The sequence below is a fragment of the Agarivorans sp. TSD2052 genome (assembly GCF_023238625.1).
Taxonomy (GTDB): Bacteria; Pseudomonadota; Gammaproteobacteria; order Enterobacterales; family Celerinatantimonadaceae; genus Agarivorans.
The window spans coordinates 1,896,990-1,913,091 of the sequence record NZ_CP096670.1 but is presented as its reverse complement, the minus strand read 5'-3'; the positions used below and the strand labels follow the sequence as shown (position 1 = coordinate 1,913,091).

The following is a 16,102-nucleotide window of genomic DNA, read 5'->3' as shown; positions in this document are numbered from 1 at the left end:
AACCACTCCTTGGGGTCACTGTTAATAACAACAAACAATCACTGAAGAAGCCGAAAAGCTAACAGTAACCTGGCTCGATTCTGCTAAGGCTAAGCTTGCTACGGTTTCGCAAGGCACCACCGCTGCCAGCGTTTTCTGTCCGGCAATCGTCATGCTGATGTCGTCACATACCGCGCCTTTAGTGATCCGCGCTACCTTTGCTAATAATTGGTTATTGGTGAATAGTTGATGTTGATTGGGCGGTTGAACCATCATATGAGAGGCTTTTATCAAACACAAAACCTGACTACCAACCGCTATAGATAAGGGGCTTAAAGACTCACAACTAATCATTGCCACGATAATTACCCCTTCTGAAACTTCTACCTTCACTAGGCTGTTTACCGCGCCTAAACTAATCGCTACCACTGTGCCAGCGAGTTGGTTTCGGGCACTGCTGCGCACGCTCATTCGGCGCAGCAATTGGCGATATTGGGCAACGTGTAAATCGTCTTCACTAAGGGGGGCGTGTAACTTGGGTTCTAGCTGCTGATAGGCTTGTTGGTATTCTTGGTCTAAAGCTTTATACAACGCGACTAAACGCAAGGCATAGCGGGTTAGGCTAGTCCCCCCACCCTGTTTACCGCCACTGTGTTTAACCACTAGCGGCTGATCAGCTAAGTTGTTCATGGCATCTAAAGCGTCCCAAGCCGCCTTATAAGACATTGGCAATGCACGTGCTGCCGCACTTAAAGAACCATGCTGATGAATGGCATCTAACAGCTTTATTCTATGGTCACTAAGAAATGGCGCTAACTGGCTGCGGGCAATATTGCCATGACCCGCAGCGGTATGATGACTAGATTTAATTTTACCCACTGTATACCGTCCTATATAACGCCGCTTGGTCAGCTATTTGCCCCGCTACTATTAGCAAGGCTTACTGAATAACCGCTTTAATGAACTCAATTGCAAATCTAGAGCCAAGCCAGTAACACGCTAGAAGCCGCTAAAATAAGGGGCTTGCATTAAATACCAAAGAATGGGGTTTGTTACTTAGGCAACAACTGTCGTTATATTGTCAGCTATATAACGAGGCTATATTGGCTCCTCAGACAGCTTGCGTGCTATATACATATTGCTCAAACTATATGGGGCTATTTATCGGCTTTAGCCAGATAATGTACTAAATCCGTTGTTATTTAAGGGGCTTACTGTACCCTTGAGCCTCATTCCCGTTTTGTCATTTATCGCCAGATAGCTGGCTCAGCGCCAACATTAGGCAGCTCGATGACACCGCTTCGTTATAATTACCAAACTGTAGAATTTGGTAAAACTGATATTCATCTTTGTACTTTACGAGATAACCAGCAATTTTCTGATCCCGACGATATTGCCAAAAAACTCGGTATATCCTCAGCATCATGGCCAATATTTGGCATCATTTATCCCTCAAGTTTAGTGCTGGCGCATTACATTTCAGATTACCAAATAGCGAATAAACGAATATTGGAAGTGGGTTGTGGTATGGCTTTATCTAGCTTGCTGCTTAACAAACGTCACGCCGATATTACGGCTACCGACTACCACCCTGAAGTGGGCAAGTTTTTACTGCGAAATACCACCCTAAACCAAGATAGCCCTATCACTTATGAACGAACCGGTTGGGCCGACAGCAACGACGATTTAGGACAGTTTGACCTAATTATTGGCAGTGATTTACTGTATGAAGACGAACATATCAATTTGCTTGCATCTTTTATCGAAGCGCACGCTAAACCTAACTGTGAGGTGATATTGGTTGACCCAGGGCGAGGCAGAAAAAACAAAATAAGCAAAAAAATGATGGATTTTGGCTTTAGCTCAGACCATATAAAGCCAACACTAACCGCCTATCTAGAAAACGAATTTAAAGGCCATATTTTAAAATTTAAACGTTAGGCTCTCCAGCCCGCGCCGCCAGCGTGGGCTGAACTGTATAGCCTCACGCTGTTTTCGCCTGCTAAAATCGCTATCAACCATGCAAACTGTTAACCCCTTTTCATCACCCTACTTAGCGGTGTACCTTTTTAGCAATAAATTCAATTTGATAAGCGCCTAAGTGTTGATACTCAATGTCATTTAGGCAATCAAACGCTAACTCTAACACCCCTGCATACGACCCTGTGATTAATGCCTGACCCGCCCTAAAGCTTACCCCACGTTTAGACATGTAATTGATTAACCAATAAATGGGGCTAACAGGATTTTGATTAGGGTGTTTACCGTCATATAATTGGGTGGCATCACCCTGAGTGATACTTAAATTGATGAGGCTAGCAGCCAACGCTTTTTGTTTGTCTAACTTGGGGCCTAAAAATAAGCCTTGGTTTACTAATCCATCCGCTAATACTTCAAAAAAACTCGCCTGTTCGCTATCGGCAAAGCGGCGCTGAATCAGCTCTAATGCCATGTGACAATCACCAATAGCATCGTTAATTTGCGCTTCGCTATAATCATCGGTTTGGGCCGGTAAATCTTTAGCCAGTACAAACGCAATTTCAGGCTCTACCTTGGCAACACCTGTATCGGCCATTAACTCACACTGGCGACCACTTTGTATATCATCGGCAAAAATCGGTGCCACTATCAGTTTGTCTGCAGCAATCGGTAATAAACACTTCCAACCGCCTACGCTATCTTGGCGTAATTCAGCCATGGCCGCTTGTATACCAAGTGCGTCATCTATCGATTTGGGTCGTAACTCAGGCTTTAGGCGCGGTACTTTTAAGCTAGTATTACGATTTTTAAGCAACACCGCTGCCGCGTGTAGGCAAACGTCTTTATTCATAATAAAATACTACTAATATAGTAAGGAATTAATATCATACCTAGATATCAACCATTTAACTACGACTTATCTGTGGTTACTGCCTCCCAATGCACGCTAGCAACGGCCACTACTGTTAAGCACCTTAAACTCACCAGGAGGCTAATAAAAAACGTTAATTTTAGCTTTTGACTAAACCACTTGCTATGTACACTACCTTTTTGCTGATTGCCAATGGAACCACCATGGATTTGTCTGTTCTATTAATATTTATCCCTACCTTCTTTTTTGTTTCGATAACGCCAGGCATGTGTATGACCTTAGCCATGACCCTGGGCATGACCATTGGCTTACGCCGTACTTTTTGGATGATGCTTGGAGAGATGGTAGGTGTGGGCATTGTGGCGATTCTCGCTGTACTCGGGGTTGCGGCAGTAATGCTTCGCTACCCAGATATTTTCATTGTATTTAAGTGGATGGGTGGCGCCTACCTCGCTTATCTAGGTATTCAGATGTGGCGCTCTAGAGGCAAAATGGCCATACCGGATAAAATTGCTGAACAGGTACAAGTTAACCGTTGGCAATTAGCCATTCAAGGCTTTGTTACCGCTATTGCCAACCCAAAAGGTTGGGCGTTTATGATCTCCCTGCTACCGCCATTTATTCAAGCCGACCAATCAATTGGTCTGCAGCTTAGTCTATTGGTGAGTATCATTTTAGTATCTGAGTTTGTCTGTATGACACTGTATGCCACGGGCGGTAAAACGCTGCGGGTATTTTTGAACAAAAGTGGTAACGTGCGTTTACTCAACCGTATTTCGGGTAGCTTAATGATTGGCGTAGGCGCTTGGTTAATCTCTAGCTAATCTCACCCATTAATCTAACAAAAAACCAGCTAAGGCTGGTTTTTTAGGGTGAGTAGCAAGTAACTTACAGGCTGTCTAGATATGCCCGCCAACTGGCCAAATGGGTAATATCTGTGGCACCGCTAATGGCATAGCCTTCACAGATAAAACTGGTTAGCCATTGGCCATCGGCAAGCTCTACTTTGCCAAGCCCAAGGGGCTGAGGGATACCTTGTAAAAAACTGCCCACATGTTTAGTGGGTATACTCCATACTTCAACCGCGATTTGTTCGCCATTCTCTTCATCACGGATCAAGCCAGGCCTAGCCGGTGGCCCACCTGCGAGTGCATAAAACCGATAATTTTTAGAGGTAGTGCTGGTCTTAATTAATGTTGCTTCTCGTTCTAATAATTGATGGTTTAACGCTAAACCTGAGAGGTGCGCACCACACACCACTATTTGCAGGCTATCTTGGCGAGTATATTGCGTTGTATCTACCGCTTTTAACTGCGGCAACGCTTGCTTAGTAGCACCTAAGGCATAACCATTGCTTTGTTGAATTAAGGCCGCCATGCTCAATAATTTACGGTCTGCATAAGCTTGGCTAAACAAGGTGATACCAAAAGGTAAACCTGAGGCTTGAAAGCCAGCAGGTACAGAGATGGCGCTGTAATCTAATAAGTTCATAAAGTTAGTGTAATACCCCATATTCGAATTGAGCTGAATAGGGTCGGCGTTTAGTTGCGCAATGGTGTAAGTGCTACCCGCTGTCGGTGTAACAATGGCATCAAACTGTTCAACAATAGGGTCACAAATATTTTTATAGGCTTGCAGCTTATAAAAGGCCTTAAAGGCCTCTACCCCGGTCACGCTTTTCGCTCCACCAATAATGGTTTGAATAACCGGTAGGCAACGGCTGGGGTCTTGCTCCATAAATGATTCAATCGCCGCATAACGCTCGGCAACCCAAGGGCCTTCATAGAGCAGCTTGGCAGCCGTTAAAAACGGTTCAAAATCAATTTCTACCAGCTCTGCGCCTAATTGTTGCAGTTTATTTAAGCTCTCAGCAAATAAATGTTGGGTATCTTGGTTACCAAAAAACTCTAATTGCTCGGCTTGTGGCACTGCTATTTTGTAGCCGGTTAACTCTTTAGCGGCTAGGTACAAACCTGCATGATTGCTATCGCGGTTTTGGCGAGCATAACAATCACTGCTGTCGTATTGCCCCGCTACCTCTAACAGCACATTTAGGTCATCGCTAGTGTGAGCAAAAATGGTCACGCAATCTAGACTTTTGCAAGCAGGCACCACCCCACTACAGCTCACCAAACCCTTCGTTGCCTTTAAGCCTAAGATATTATTGAGTGCCGCGGGTACGCGCCCCGAACCGGCAGTATCGGTACCTAATGAGAAACAAACTTGCCCAGTGGCAACGGATACAGCACTACCTGAACTAGATCCACCAGAGATATAGTCGGGGTCAAAGCTATTGGTAACTGGCCCCCAAGGGCTGCGAGTGCCCGATAAACCGGTAGCAAATTGGTCAAGGTTAGTTTTACCTAAAGGCACTGCCCCCGCCTTGATCAACATGTCAACCACGAAGGCATTTTGCTCTGGTTGGTAGCTATATTCTTTACAGCCTGCCGTCGTATTTAAACCGGCAACATCAATATTGTCTTTTACCGCAAACGGCACACCATATAAGGGTAAGTCGTTGATATCTTGACTGGCTAAGCCCGCTAAATAGCTGTCTAGCTGGCTGTCGCTAATTAACGATAACCAACAGTTATGACTGTCGGCTCTGGCCATACTAAGCTGCTGCTTGAGGTAGTCAGCGGGGCTAAATTGTTGTTCAGTATACGCTGCGCGTAGCTGCTCGATTGTATAGGTTTGTTCCATTATAAAGCCTCCATGACCATTAAACGTTGCCCAGCTTGAACCTGCGAGCCTTGGCTTAAGTTAAGTTGGGTTATGGTGCCACTCTGCGGCGCCAATACCTCTAGTTCCATTTTCATTGCTTCTAATACCGCGACTACTTGGCCACTTTTTACTTGCTGGCCGGGCTCTACCATCACTTGCCAAAGATTACCGGCTACATGGCTATCGATAGCCACTTGGTTGTCTGTTAGCTGGTTTTCTTGGTGTTGCGTTTGCTCGACCACTTCACTGGCAAAGTGCGCTTGGCCGGTTTCTTCCCAACGTTGACGCTCGGCTTCAAAGGCCTGTTGCTGCACTTGTTTAAACTGCTGAATGCTGTCTTGTTGCTGCTCAAGTAGTTGCTGGTAACCATGTAGACTAAATTCGGTGTTTTCAATTTTTAAGGGGTAATCACCACGCGGGAAGTCTTTGCGAATTTGTTTTAATTCATCTGCGCTGACGGGGTAAAATTTTATCTGGTCAAAAAAGCGTAATAACCAAGGTTTGCTAAATTCTTCGGTTTGTCGGTAGCGATTCCACATTTGCAAGGTGCGACCCACAAATTGATACCCGCCTGGGCCTTCCATACCGTAAACGCATAGATAAGCACCACCAATGCCCACTGCATTTTCGGGGGTCCAAGTTCGTGCCGGATTGTACTTAGTGGTCACTAAGCGATGGCGTGGGTCAATGGGTGTAGCCACTGGCGCTCCCAAGTAAACATCCCCCAAGCCCATGACCAAGTAATTGGCATTAAAGACTATCTCTTTAACTTGCTCGATCGAATCTAAGCCGTTAATTCGACGAATAAACTCAATGTTATCGGGACACCAAGGGGCATCTTTACGAACCACATCGTTGTACTTTTGAATGGCTAGGCGGGTAGCTTCGTCATCCCAAGACAAGGGTAAATGCACCACCCTTGCTGGCACAGTGAGTTGGTTAATATCGCCTAGTGTTGCTTCGGCTTGCTCAAGAGTCTCAAGCAGGTCTGCCAATGGCAGTTGCAAATTATCGTAGTGAATTTGCAAGGAGCGAATACCAGGGGTGAGCTCTTCAATGCCATTTATCGCCATGCCTTGTAAGCGAAGCATTAGCGCATGCACCCGAAAACGTAGCGCTATGTCTAATCGTTGTGGGCCATATTCTACCAACAGGTAATCTTCACCTGCCGGCCGGTAAACTACTTTTTCACCATATTTTTCGGCCGCTAAGGTTTTAATGATTGGGCTAGATAACGGCGCCGCTTCTAATTGTAGGGCTTTTACCGCCCCTTGAGATAACAGGCTATTTTGTTCGCGTTCGGCTACCTCAGCTTGGGCAATGCTAACAGGCACAAAGCGAATGCTGTCACCCGCTTTTAATTGCCCCATTTTCCACAGGTCAGCTTTAATGATGGTAGCTGGGCAAACAAAGCCGCCTAGGCTGGGTCCGTCTGGCCCTAAAATCACTGGCATGTCACCGGTAAAATCAATGGTGCCAACCGCATAGGCATTGTCATGAATATTCGAGGGATGCAAACCGGCTTCGCCGCCGTCGGTTCGGGCCCAATCGGGTTTAGGGCCAATTAACCTTACCCCGGTGCGGCTAGAGTTGAAATGCACTTGCCAATTTGCCGAAAAAAACTGTTGAATGTCGTCATCAGTAAAAAAGTCAGGGGCACCGTGTGGGCCGTAAATAACATGAATAGTCCAGTCTTTATTGATGACAGGTGTAGTGGTTAACGCGCGGCCAACAATAAACTCGTCGGTAGGCGTGTAAGCAGCAAGCGGATCCAGTTGCAATACATCACCGCTGCGCAGTGCTCTGCCAGCGTGCCCACCAAATTGACCCAGGGTGAAGGTGGATTTACTGCCCAAATAATCAGGACATTGAATGCCACCACTTACCGCCATATAAGCACGAGCGCCATGATCTAGCACTTTACCTAAACGTACTGTTTGGCCGGCGTCCACTTTAATCACTTGCCACATCTCTTTGGCGGTATTATCAACAAAGATCTCGATATCGGCACCGCCAACGGCAATTAAGCAAGTTTGGTTGAAACGCAAACTGGGCCCTTGCAAGGTAATTTCTAAACCGGCGGCCTGTGCTTTATTGCCTAATAACTGATTAACTAATTGAAAGCTAAGCGCATCCATTGGCCCAGATGGGGGCACGCCAATATCCCAATAGCCCATTCGGGCGGGGTAATCTTGAATAGTCGTTTGAGTACCGGGAGCCAGCACATCCACGCTCGCGGCTTGATAAGAAAACTGATTAAGGCTGCTGGTAAGCAGCTCACCGCTAATCAGACTTGGCAGGGTCAACAGCTGCTTTAAATAAGCAAGGTTATGCTCGATGCCATAGACTTCGCTGGCCTCTAAACTGGCTAACAAACCACTAATGGCGGTGTCACGATCTTCGGCTAAAAACTGCAACTTGGCTAACATTGGGTCAAAAAATGGCGATATTTCAACGCCACTTTCTATCCAATGGTCAATCCGTAACTGCTGAAAGTCACTGTTAAGCAAGTGCGCAGGGTTTGGCCAAGCTACATGGCTAAGTAAACCCGCGTTAGGTTGAAAATCTTTGTTAGGGTCTTCGGCATATAAACGCACTTGAATAGCGTGCCCTTTGGGGCTGAGATTAGCTGCTCGCTGGTCTAAGCTAACACTTTGCTGGGTAAATTGAGCGTAGCCTAGCTCTACCATCCACTCGACTAAATCGACACCATATATCAGTTCAGTCACACCGTGCTCAACCTGTAGACGAGTGTTCACTTCAAGAAAATAAAACGATTGTGTTTTTTGGTCAAAAACAAACTCTACGGTGCCAGCACTGCGGTAATGAATACTGCTGGTTAACTGCTTGGCCGTTTGTTGTATTTGGCTACGTAAAGCAGCACTAAGATTAGGTGCTGGGGTTTCTTCTATCACCTTCTGGTTGCGACGTTGCGCTGAACAATCTCGCTCGCCAAGGGTAATGATCTCTCCCTCGCCGTTGCCAAATACTTGTACTTCGATATGGCGAGCCTGAGTAATAAACTTTTCAAGAAATAAGCCGGCATTACTAAAGTTGTTTTCGCTAAGTCGCTTCACGCTATCAAACGCTTGGCTTAGCTGCTCTGGGTTATCGCAGCGCTGCATGCCGATCCCGCCGCCGCCAGCGGTACTTTTTAACATCACCGGATAGCCCAAACCTTCGGCTTCTTCTAAGGCTTGCTGGCTATTATCTAATAATCCACTGCCTGGTAGCAGAGGCACTTGCGCCTGCTCGGCTAACTCACGCGCCCGGTGTTTCAGCCCAAAGGCGTTCATTTGCTCGGCGGTGGGGCCTAAAAATACTAAACCGTGCTGCTCACATTGCTGCACAAATTGCTGGTTTTCACTTAAAAAGCCGTAGCCCGGATGAATAGCTTGAGCACCACTACGTTTAGCGATATCAAAGATTTTGTCGGTGTCTAAATAGGTTTGACTGGCGCCACCTTCACCTAGGCTATAGGCCTCGGTTGCTTGGCTGATATGTAAGCTGTCTGCGTCTGCTTCACTGTATATAGCAACGCTGGCGATACCCATTTTATTAAGGGTTCGAATGATCCGACAAGCAATCGCGCCACGGTTGGCTATCAATACTTTTTCGAACATAATTTCACCTGAGAACTTCGGGTCGTCCCGGCTAATTAACAAGGCTTGTTGAGGGTCGTCCCTCGCCTATGGTTTAACTTTGCCCTTTTGGGCTTCGAAATGTGGGTTTTACTTAGCTACTACGCTGCGTCCCACACCAACACTTCAACCGGTGTTGGATTATATGCGTTACAAGGGTTGTTTAATTGCGGGCAGTTTGACAGCAATACGATGACATCCATCTCGGCAAACAGCTCTACGTATTTGCCGGCACCGCTAATACCGTCTTCGAAACTTAACCCTCCCTCGTCCGTTACCGGTACGTTCATGAAGAAGTTAATGTTGTGGGTTATATCGCGTTTGCTTAAACCGAAGTGTTCATTTTCGGCTACCGCTAATAACCAACTATCACGACAGGCATGCATGCATTTTTTGTCTAGCGCATATCGAACCGTGTTGCTTTCTGTTGCGCATGCGCCACCCAAGGTGTCATGGCGCCCGCAGGTATCTGCTGTGATCCGTAGCATCGGTCTGCCCAGATTTGATTGCAATGTTGTACCCGCAGTGAGATATACGTTGGCTTGTTCACGAATGGTGTCTATGGCGCTATAACGTTCACTGGGATCATCGGCATTGTAAAACAAGGTATCCGCTGCTTGGTTGCCTTCTAAATCAAGAATACGTACCGTTTGCCCGGCTTTGACAACTTGCATGTAGTAATCACCAGCAGGAACGGTATCTCGTCTACTGGCTAATGATGGTTTAAGTAAGCTTTCTACGATCATCAGAGATCCTTTCAATCGTTAAAATAATATCTATGTTCAATCATCAAGCCACTAGCCACAGCAGCTAAGGCTTGCTTGCGCTTGGCTAATACAACGATAACGCTCGGTATTTTCAAAACCACGGCCGTTTTCAGGTCGGAAGTTTCGGCAAAAGTCATCTTCTGCGGGCACTAAGGCCTCACACATCGCTACCTCTACCCCAGCCTTAGGATAATCTACAGCGGTATTCATTGGGTGTGGGCAGGTTGTCATCAGCACTAAGGTATCCATTTCAAAGCGCAACTCAATAACATCGCCCGCTTTGCTCACCGAACTGTCAAAACTCAAATTGCCCTGCTGATCCGGTGCTACCTTGCTAAATAGATTAACGTTGGCAGCCATATCGCGCTGGCCTAAACCATACTTGGCTAATTCAACCAGCATGCTGTCGTAACCATTTTGTAGCCATTGGTTGCTGTCGCGTTGATAGCTGCGCTCTCCCCATTTTTCAGCGACTTTTTGTTTGTTCGCTAAGCCGCCCACCGAATCTATCCAGCCGGTATCATCTCGCACGATGGAACAAAAAATACGCCCCATGTCAGAATACAAACAGTTGCCTTTACTCAGTTTAAAGGTGTGCTGGCACTTCAAGGTGTCAGGAGCGTTGAAACGCTCTAACAGATCTTTAGGGTTATAAAACAATAGGCTTACGTTCGCCTCACCTTCAGTGTTGGTAAAACGCAGGGTTTTACCAGCAGGAACCAATACCGACCAATGGCTAGCTCCTGGAATGTTTTCGGTATAAATGATGTCTTTCATTGTCTTGTTCCTTTAAGCCAAGCTTAATTGTGCGGCCGCGGTCAATTTAGGTCGCATCGCTTGGTTTTTCATGTCTTTTGAAATGGGAATATCAAAGGTTACCTGCGCTCCATAGCGCTCTGGTTGCTGGGCATCATGGCGATGTTTATCAAATACCCACAGCCGATTACCTAAGCTAAACCCTTCAGAAAGGTCATGAGTAATCATAAAAATAGTGAGTTTGTGTTCTAACCATAATTGATGAATCAGCTTGTGCATGTCTTTACGAATGCCCGGGTCTAAGGCGCCAAACGGTTCATCCAGTAACAAGATCCGTGGCTTCTTCATCAATGCTTGGGCAATCGCCAATCGTTGTTGCATCCCCCCCGATAGCTCCGCAGGATAGCGATCGGCAGCTTGCTCTAAACCCACTTTTGCTAACATGCTTAAGGCACGCTGCTTGGCTTGTTGCTTAGCTTTACCAAATAGATGCACCAATATTGGAGACTGTTCAAATACCTCTGCTAGCATCACGTTTTGTACTGCAGTAAGGTGTGGAAACACCGAGTATTTTTGAAACACAATACCCCGCTCTGAGCTGGGTTCTTCTGGTAATGGCGCGCCATCTAGCAGCAGTTCGCCTTTACTCGCGCGCTCGTTACCTAACAACAAATTTAAGAACGTAGACTTACCACAACCCGAGGCACCGACAATGCTGACAAAGTCGCCTTCATTTACCACAAGGTTCAGTTTCTCTAGCACCACGTTATTGCCGTATTCTTTCCATACATTTTTAGCTTCAATAATGGGAGTGTTCATTCGCCCTCTCCTTGCTCTTGGTGGTACCAGCGAAATGCGTAACTTGAGAATTTACGCAGTAGCCAATCCATCACAAAGGCTAAAAGGCTGATCCATAATACATAGGGAAGAATCACATCCATGGCCAAGTAACGACGGATAAGGAATATTCGATAACCCAATCCTTCGGTGGCAGCAATCGCTTCGGCGGCAATCAAAAATAGCCAAGCGCTACCCAGTGTTAAACGAACACTTTCTATTAATTTGGGTAAGATTTGCGGTAAAACAACACCTACGATGGTTTGCCAACTCGAGGCCCCTAAGGTTTGTGCCTTTAGTATTTGCTCCTGCGGTAAGGCATCGGTTCGCAGTTGCAAATCGCGGATCATAATCGGACAAATACCAATAATAATCAGCATCACTTTAGACAGTTCACCTAAGCCAAACACAATGAACAAAATCGGTAAAATCGCCATAGGTGGCACCAGCGATAAAGCGGTAACCAAGGGTGACATCGGTGCCCTAACAAACGGCACCATGCCGTTGGCAATGCCTATTGTTAACGCAAGCAACGCACTAATGGTTACCCCTGTGATTAACCGAGTTAGACTGGCTAGCGTATCGGCCAGCATCAAGTAATCGCCGGTGCGTTTACTGGGCTCAAAAGCCATCCGTTGTATTGCATCAACAAAACTGGTCATTGCTGGCAATAGCTTGTCATTAGGGTTGTCGACCAAGCGTGCTTGTGAGGCCATCATGTACACGGCGATTAACAGCACAAAAGGCAATAAGCCCAGTAGCAGCCGCGAAATGCGGCTGGGTTTACGGTTAATAATTCGGGTCATAAGCGGGCCTTAAAGTTTGCCTTGCGCTGCCATTTCCATATACGTCGAATTAAAACGAAGTTTAATGTTGCTGCTATCGCCATAAACACCGGCGGGTGTTTCAATACCAATGAAGCTTGCATCTGGAGCACCTTCACCTAATAAACCATGTAGGTGAGAGAATTCGGCTACCTTCGCCATAGTCGCTTTTAAGTCGCCGCTGTTGGTAAAGTCGACTGCTTCAGCAGGTGTGTAGAACATTTTTGTTGAGGCAAGTTGCGCTTCGTAACCCGCTAAATCGGTGCCTGATGCTTCTGCCATAAAGCTACGTGCTTTAATCGCTGCATCGCTATCACCCGACATAGTGGCCATAATTTCATACCACGCGCCCGTTAACGCTTTGCCAAGTTTAGGGTCTTGTTGCAAGGTGTCGGTGTTTACCACCAATAGGTCAATGATTTCACCTGGGATTTTTGACGAATCAAACACCAGGCTGGTGTCTGGCATTGCCATTATTTCGCTAAGTAGAGGATTCCAAGTCGTAACAGCAGTTACATCTTTAGTGGTGAATGCCGCCACTAAGTCAGCATCCGAAGTGTTGACCACGGTAAGGTCTCGTTCGGCCATACCCACCGACTCTAGGCCGCGAGCCAGTAGATAGTGAGAAACACTAAGCTCTACTAAGTTAACATTTTGGCCTTTTAAGTCAGCAAGGGCTTTGTCACCTTTCAAAATAACGCCGTCGTTACCGTTAGAGAAGTCACCCACAATAAGTGCTGTAGAATCAACACCGCTGGCAGCTGGGATAGTCAATGCATCCATATTGGTCATTACTGTGGCATCGAACGAGCCTGCGGTGTATTGGTTAATCGATTCGATATAGTCATTTACCTGCACGACTTCGATGTCAATGTCGTATTTGTCAGCCCATTTTTTAACAATGCCATTGGCTGCCCCGTAGTCCCATGGCATCCAACCAACATAGATAGTCCATGCTAAACGATAACTGGGTTTTTCAGCGGCCTGAGCAATGTTAGAACCGGCCAAGGTAGCGCTAATTACGGTAGCTGCTAAAGCTATTTTACGGAGTGGAGTTTTAACTAAGTTGAACATGTTCACCTCATTGTGGTTATGCACTTAAAATAAAAAGCATGAGAGACTTAGGTACTGTCATCTCCCGGGCTTTTATCCCTCCGTGTAACCTCGTTGAGGTTGACAACTCTCGGTCCAGTCACTGCGCACAGTCGGAACCCTAGATGTCTATTGCAAATTGTTTGGCGGCGCTAAATGTGACCAGAACCTTCGTCTCTCATGCCGCATTAAACAATTTGCAATGGCTATGCCAACTCCTCAAATACCACCATATAGGTAATTAATATAAAACTGCCGCCATTTGACGCTTCATTAAGGTGCGCTTTATCGTCATTCGCACCAATTTAGCGCAAACACGACGCCAAGCCCACTTATCTCAGCTAAGCTAAAATTAATACCCGCTAGGCAACGAGGATGCGCCGATTATTTACGCAAAGATTACGCCGTTTGCTTACTATTTATCAACAACTTAAGTTAATACCTCGCTAACTCCTGGCTTTCTGGGCCAGCCAGGGCCGTTTAGGCTATGATTTATCATTTTTAGCTCTAAAATGGCATAAGTTTGAATGGCCATGGTCGATATATTAATAGCCTTCAACTTGTACTCGATGAATAAGGAGTAATTCATGAGCAGCATTTTTTCCCCCGCGGTCTACCTCAGTGACCGGATTAGCTTTAAATATAAATTTATATTGTGGACCTGTTTATTTCTAATTCCGATTGCCTATGGCTTTAGTTCCATCATCATCACAATGAATAGCGACCTTGAGTTCGCCGAACAAGAATTGGCTGGCTACAAAGTTGTTAGTCAACTTCCCAGCTTGTCAAAATCAATCGTGCAACATCAGCATTTAAACACCCTGCGCACCATGGGTGCTGAATTTGATAAAGCCGAATTATCAGCACTGCAACAAGGCCTTGATGGCAGCCTAAGCCAGTTATCTTCGGTGCTACCTAGCAATCTCCTCCCCGCACTTGAGCAAGTTAGCCAACGCTGGAAAACCGTCCGTGATAGCAGCAGTTCGCTTGGCCAATTACTAATAGAACATGAGGCTCTATTAAGAGAAATAAGAGGTCTTACCCACAGTGTTGCGGCAAATAGCGGGTTAACTCGAGACCCTATCGTTACCAGTTACTATCTTATCGACATCACGGTCGACCGCTTACCAGCTTTACAAAGTAACATTGCAAGGATCCGAGATAAGGGGGGCGATATAGCTGACTTTGGAATTTTAGATGCTGAAGGTAACGCCGACCTGCGTTTTCGTACTGATAACGCTAGCGAAGTACTCAATGATATGCGCAAAGCACTAAGCCAACTGAGCACTTACGATCAACAATTTGAGCAAAAGTTAGGCAGTGACGCAGCACTCACCATACAAAGTATTGAACAAATTGTTAGCCTAATTAGAGATGAGATTCTTAAGGACCAACAGGTAAAAACCAATACCCAAACGGTATTTGCAACCGCCAACCAAAGCCTGCAGCAAATCGAACAATTTACTGAAGCTGCACTAAACTACTTTGGTGAAGAGCTTACCCAGCGTACTCAGAATGCTGAAAATAAACGTATCATTATGCTTCTCGCCCTCGTTTTTGTCTTGTTGGTGTGTAGTTACTTTATGATTGGCGCATATTTGTCGGTAAGGCGCACCGTTAAACAAATCCGCTTTGTAGCGGCACGGGTAAATCAAGGCGATCTGAGTCAAGATTTAATGGTTTACGGCTCAGATGAATTGGCAGACATTGCCCAAGACTATAAGACAACCTTAAACGCTCTGCGTAACTTGCTTCAGCAAGTTACCAGTAGCTCTGAAGAAATGTTAACCGCCACGCAACAGATCGGAGATAAGTCTCAGGAAGTGCGCGAAGCGATAAACCAGCAACAGCAAGAAACCCAACAAATCGCCACCGCAGTTGCTGAAATGAACGCCACCGTAAACAGCATGGCCGATGATGCTAATAAAGCCGCAGACTCTACCTTGGCGTCACAACAAGCCGTGGTCAACGGCCAACAAATTGTTGGCAATACCATATCTACAATTGGCCTAATCAACCAAGAAGTTCTGACCACTTCTGACTCACTCAGCCAGCTTCAAGAGCAAACCGGTGCCATTGGAGGTGTGATAGATGTGATCAAAAACATTGCCGAGCAAACCAACTTACTGGCGCTAAATGCGGCTATCGAAGCCGCCCGCGCGGGTGAGCAAGGCCGTGGCTTTGCCGTTGTTGCCGATGAAGTGCGTACCCTCGCTAGCCGCACTCAAACGTCTACTGCTGAAATACAACGTATGATTGAAAATTTGCAATCAGGTTCTTTGAGTTCGGTTAATGCCATGGCCAATGCCAGCACTCGAGCACAAAGTGGTGTTGAACAAGCGGAAGAAGCCAGAGATTCATTTAGCCACATTACTCAGGGCGTAGACGAAGTCGTTGAACTAAATACCAACATTGCCAGTGCGATTGAGCAACAAAGTAAAGTGATGGATGAAGTTGAACATAACATCGTGCAAATATCTGATGGTGCCAACGCGGCGCTGTTTATCGCCGACGAAGCCAGTAAAGCCGGTGAGAGCATTCGTTTTGAAGTAGACAAACTTAACCAGCTGATTGAACGCTACCAGCTATAGCCAGTTGGCAACGGCTACAAAGTAAAAGAGCAATCTAGAC

The 16,102-nt window shown here is 46.1% G+C and carries 12 protein-coding genes and 1 riboswitch; of the genes, 3 read left to right on the top strand and 9 right to left on the bottom strand.

Annotation, left to right across the window (positions count from 1 at the left end; all coding sequences use genetic code 11):
- Positions 1-21: 21 nt before the first annotated feature.
- Positions 22-858, bottom strand: coding sequence for a TOBE domain-containing protein (locus M0C34_RS08650; protein WP_248715224.1), 837 nt, complete (start codon positions 856-858; stop codon positions 22-24).
- 411 nt (positions 859-1,269) lie between these two features.
- Between M0C34_RS08650 and M0C34_RS08645 the strand changes: the two genes are divergently transcribed.
- Positions 1,270-1,920: a class I SAM-dependent methyltransferase gene (locus tag M0C34_RS08645; RefSeq protein WP_248715223.1), complete on the top strand. Its 651-nt coding sequence runs from the start codon at positions 1,270-1,272 to the stop codon at positions 1,918-1,920.
- 112 nt (positions 1,921-2,032) lie between these two features.
- On the opposite strand, the gene M0C34_RS08640 is transcribed toward M0C34_RS08645, so the two are convergent.
- A complete protein-coding gene (locus M0C34_RS08640; protein ID WP_248715222.1) occupies positions 2,033-2,809 on the bottom strand; it encodes a fumarylacetoacetate hydrolase family protein in 777 nt (258 codons plus the stop codon).
- 224 nt (positions 2,810-3,033) lie between these two features.
- Between M0C34_RS08640 and M0C34_RS08635 the strand changes: the two genes are divergently transcribed.
- Positions 3,034-3,654 (top strand): LysE family translocator, encoded by a 621-nt coding sequence (locus M0C34_RS08635; RefSeq protein ID WP_248715221.1) that lies wholly within the window; start codon positions 3,034-3,036, stop codon positions 3,652-3,654.
- Between the two features lie 64 nt (positions 3,655-3,718).
- On the opposite strand, the gene atzF is transcribed toward M0C34_RS08635, so the two are convergent.
- From atzF to M0C34_RS08600, 7 genes are all read right to left on the bottom strand, one after another.
- Positions 3,719-5,533 carry an allophanate hydrolase gene (gene atzF / locus M0C34_RS08630; protein ID WP_248715220.1) on the bottom strand — a complete coding sequence of 605 codons (1,815 nt, stop codon included), beginning with the start codon at positions 5,531-5,533 and terminating at the stop codon, positions 3,719-3,721.
- Positions 5,533-9,177, bottom strand: a complete 3,645-nt coding sequence (uca, locus tag M0C34_RS08625) for an urea carboxylase (RefSeq protein ID WP_248715219.1) — start codon at positions 9,175-9,177, stop codon at positions 5,533-5,535. The genes atzF and uca overlap by 1 nt, the downstream gene beginning before the upstream one ends.
- Before the next feature lie 119 nt (positions 9,178-9,296).
- Complete coding sequence (locus M0C34_RS08620) at positions 9,297-9,941, bottom strand: urea amidolyase associated protein UAAP2 (RefSeq protein ID WP_248715218.1); 645 nt, start codon at positions 9,939-9,941, stop codon at positions 9,297-9,299.
- Positions 9,942-9,992: 51 nt separating this feature from the next.
- Complete coding sequence (locus tag M0C34_RS08615; RefSeq protein WP_248715217.1) at positions 9,993-10,739, bottom strand: urea amidolyase associated protein UAAP1; 747 nt, start codon at positions 10,737-10,739, stop codon at positions 9,993-9,995.
- A gap of 12 nt (positions 10,740-10,751) precedes the next feature.
- Positions 10,752-11,537: an ABC transporter ATP-binding protein gene (locus M0C34_RS08610; RefSeq protein WP_248715216.1), complete on the bottom strand. Its 786-nt coding sequence runs from the start codon at positions 11,535-11,537 to the stop codon at positions 10,752-10,754.
- On the bottom strand, positions 11,534-12,361 hold the full coding sequence (locus M0C34_RS08605; protein WP_248715215.1) for an ABC transporter permease: 828 nt from the start codon (positions 12,359-12,361) through the stop codon (positions 11,534-11,536). Before M0C34_RS08605 ends, M0C34_RS08610 begins: the two co-directional genes overlap by 4 nt.
- A gap of 9 nt (positions 12,362-12,370) precedes the next feature.
- The gene (locus M0C34_RS08600; protein WP_248715214.1) at positions 12,371-13,453 is read right to left on the bottom strand and encodes a putative urea ABC transporter substrate-binding protein; all 1,083 of its coding nucleotides are present in this window, start codon (positions 13,451-13,453) and stop codon (positions 12,371-12,373) included.
- Between the two features lie 59 nt (positions 13,454-13,512).
- A riboswitch (guanidine-I (ykkC/yxkD leader) is annotated at positions 13,513-13,607 on the bottom strand.
- Between the two features lie 451 nt (positions 13,608-14,058).
- Between M0C34_RS08600 and M0C34_RS08595 the strand changes: the two genes are divergently transcribed.
- Entirely contained in the window at positions 14,059-16,062 is a 2,004-nt protein-coding gene (locus tag M0C34_RS08595) for a methyl-accepting chemotaxis protein (RefSeq protein WP_248715213.1), read from the top strand.
- Positions 16,063-16,102: the final 40 nt, after the last annotated feature.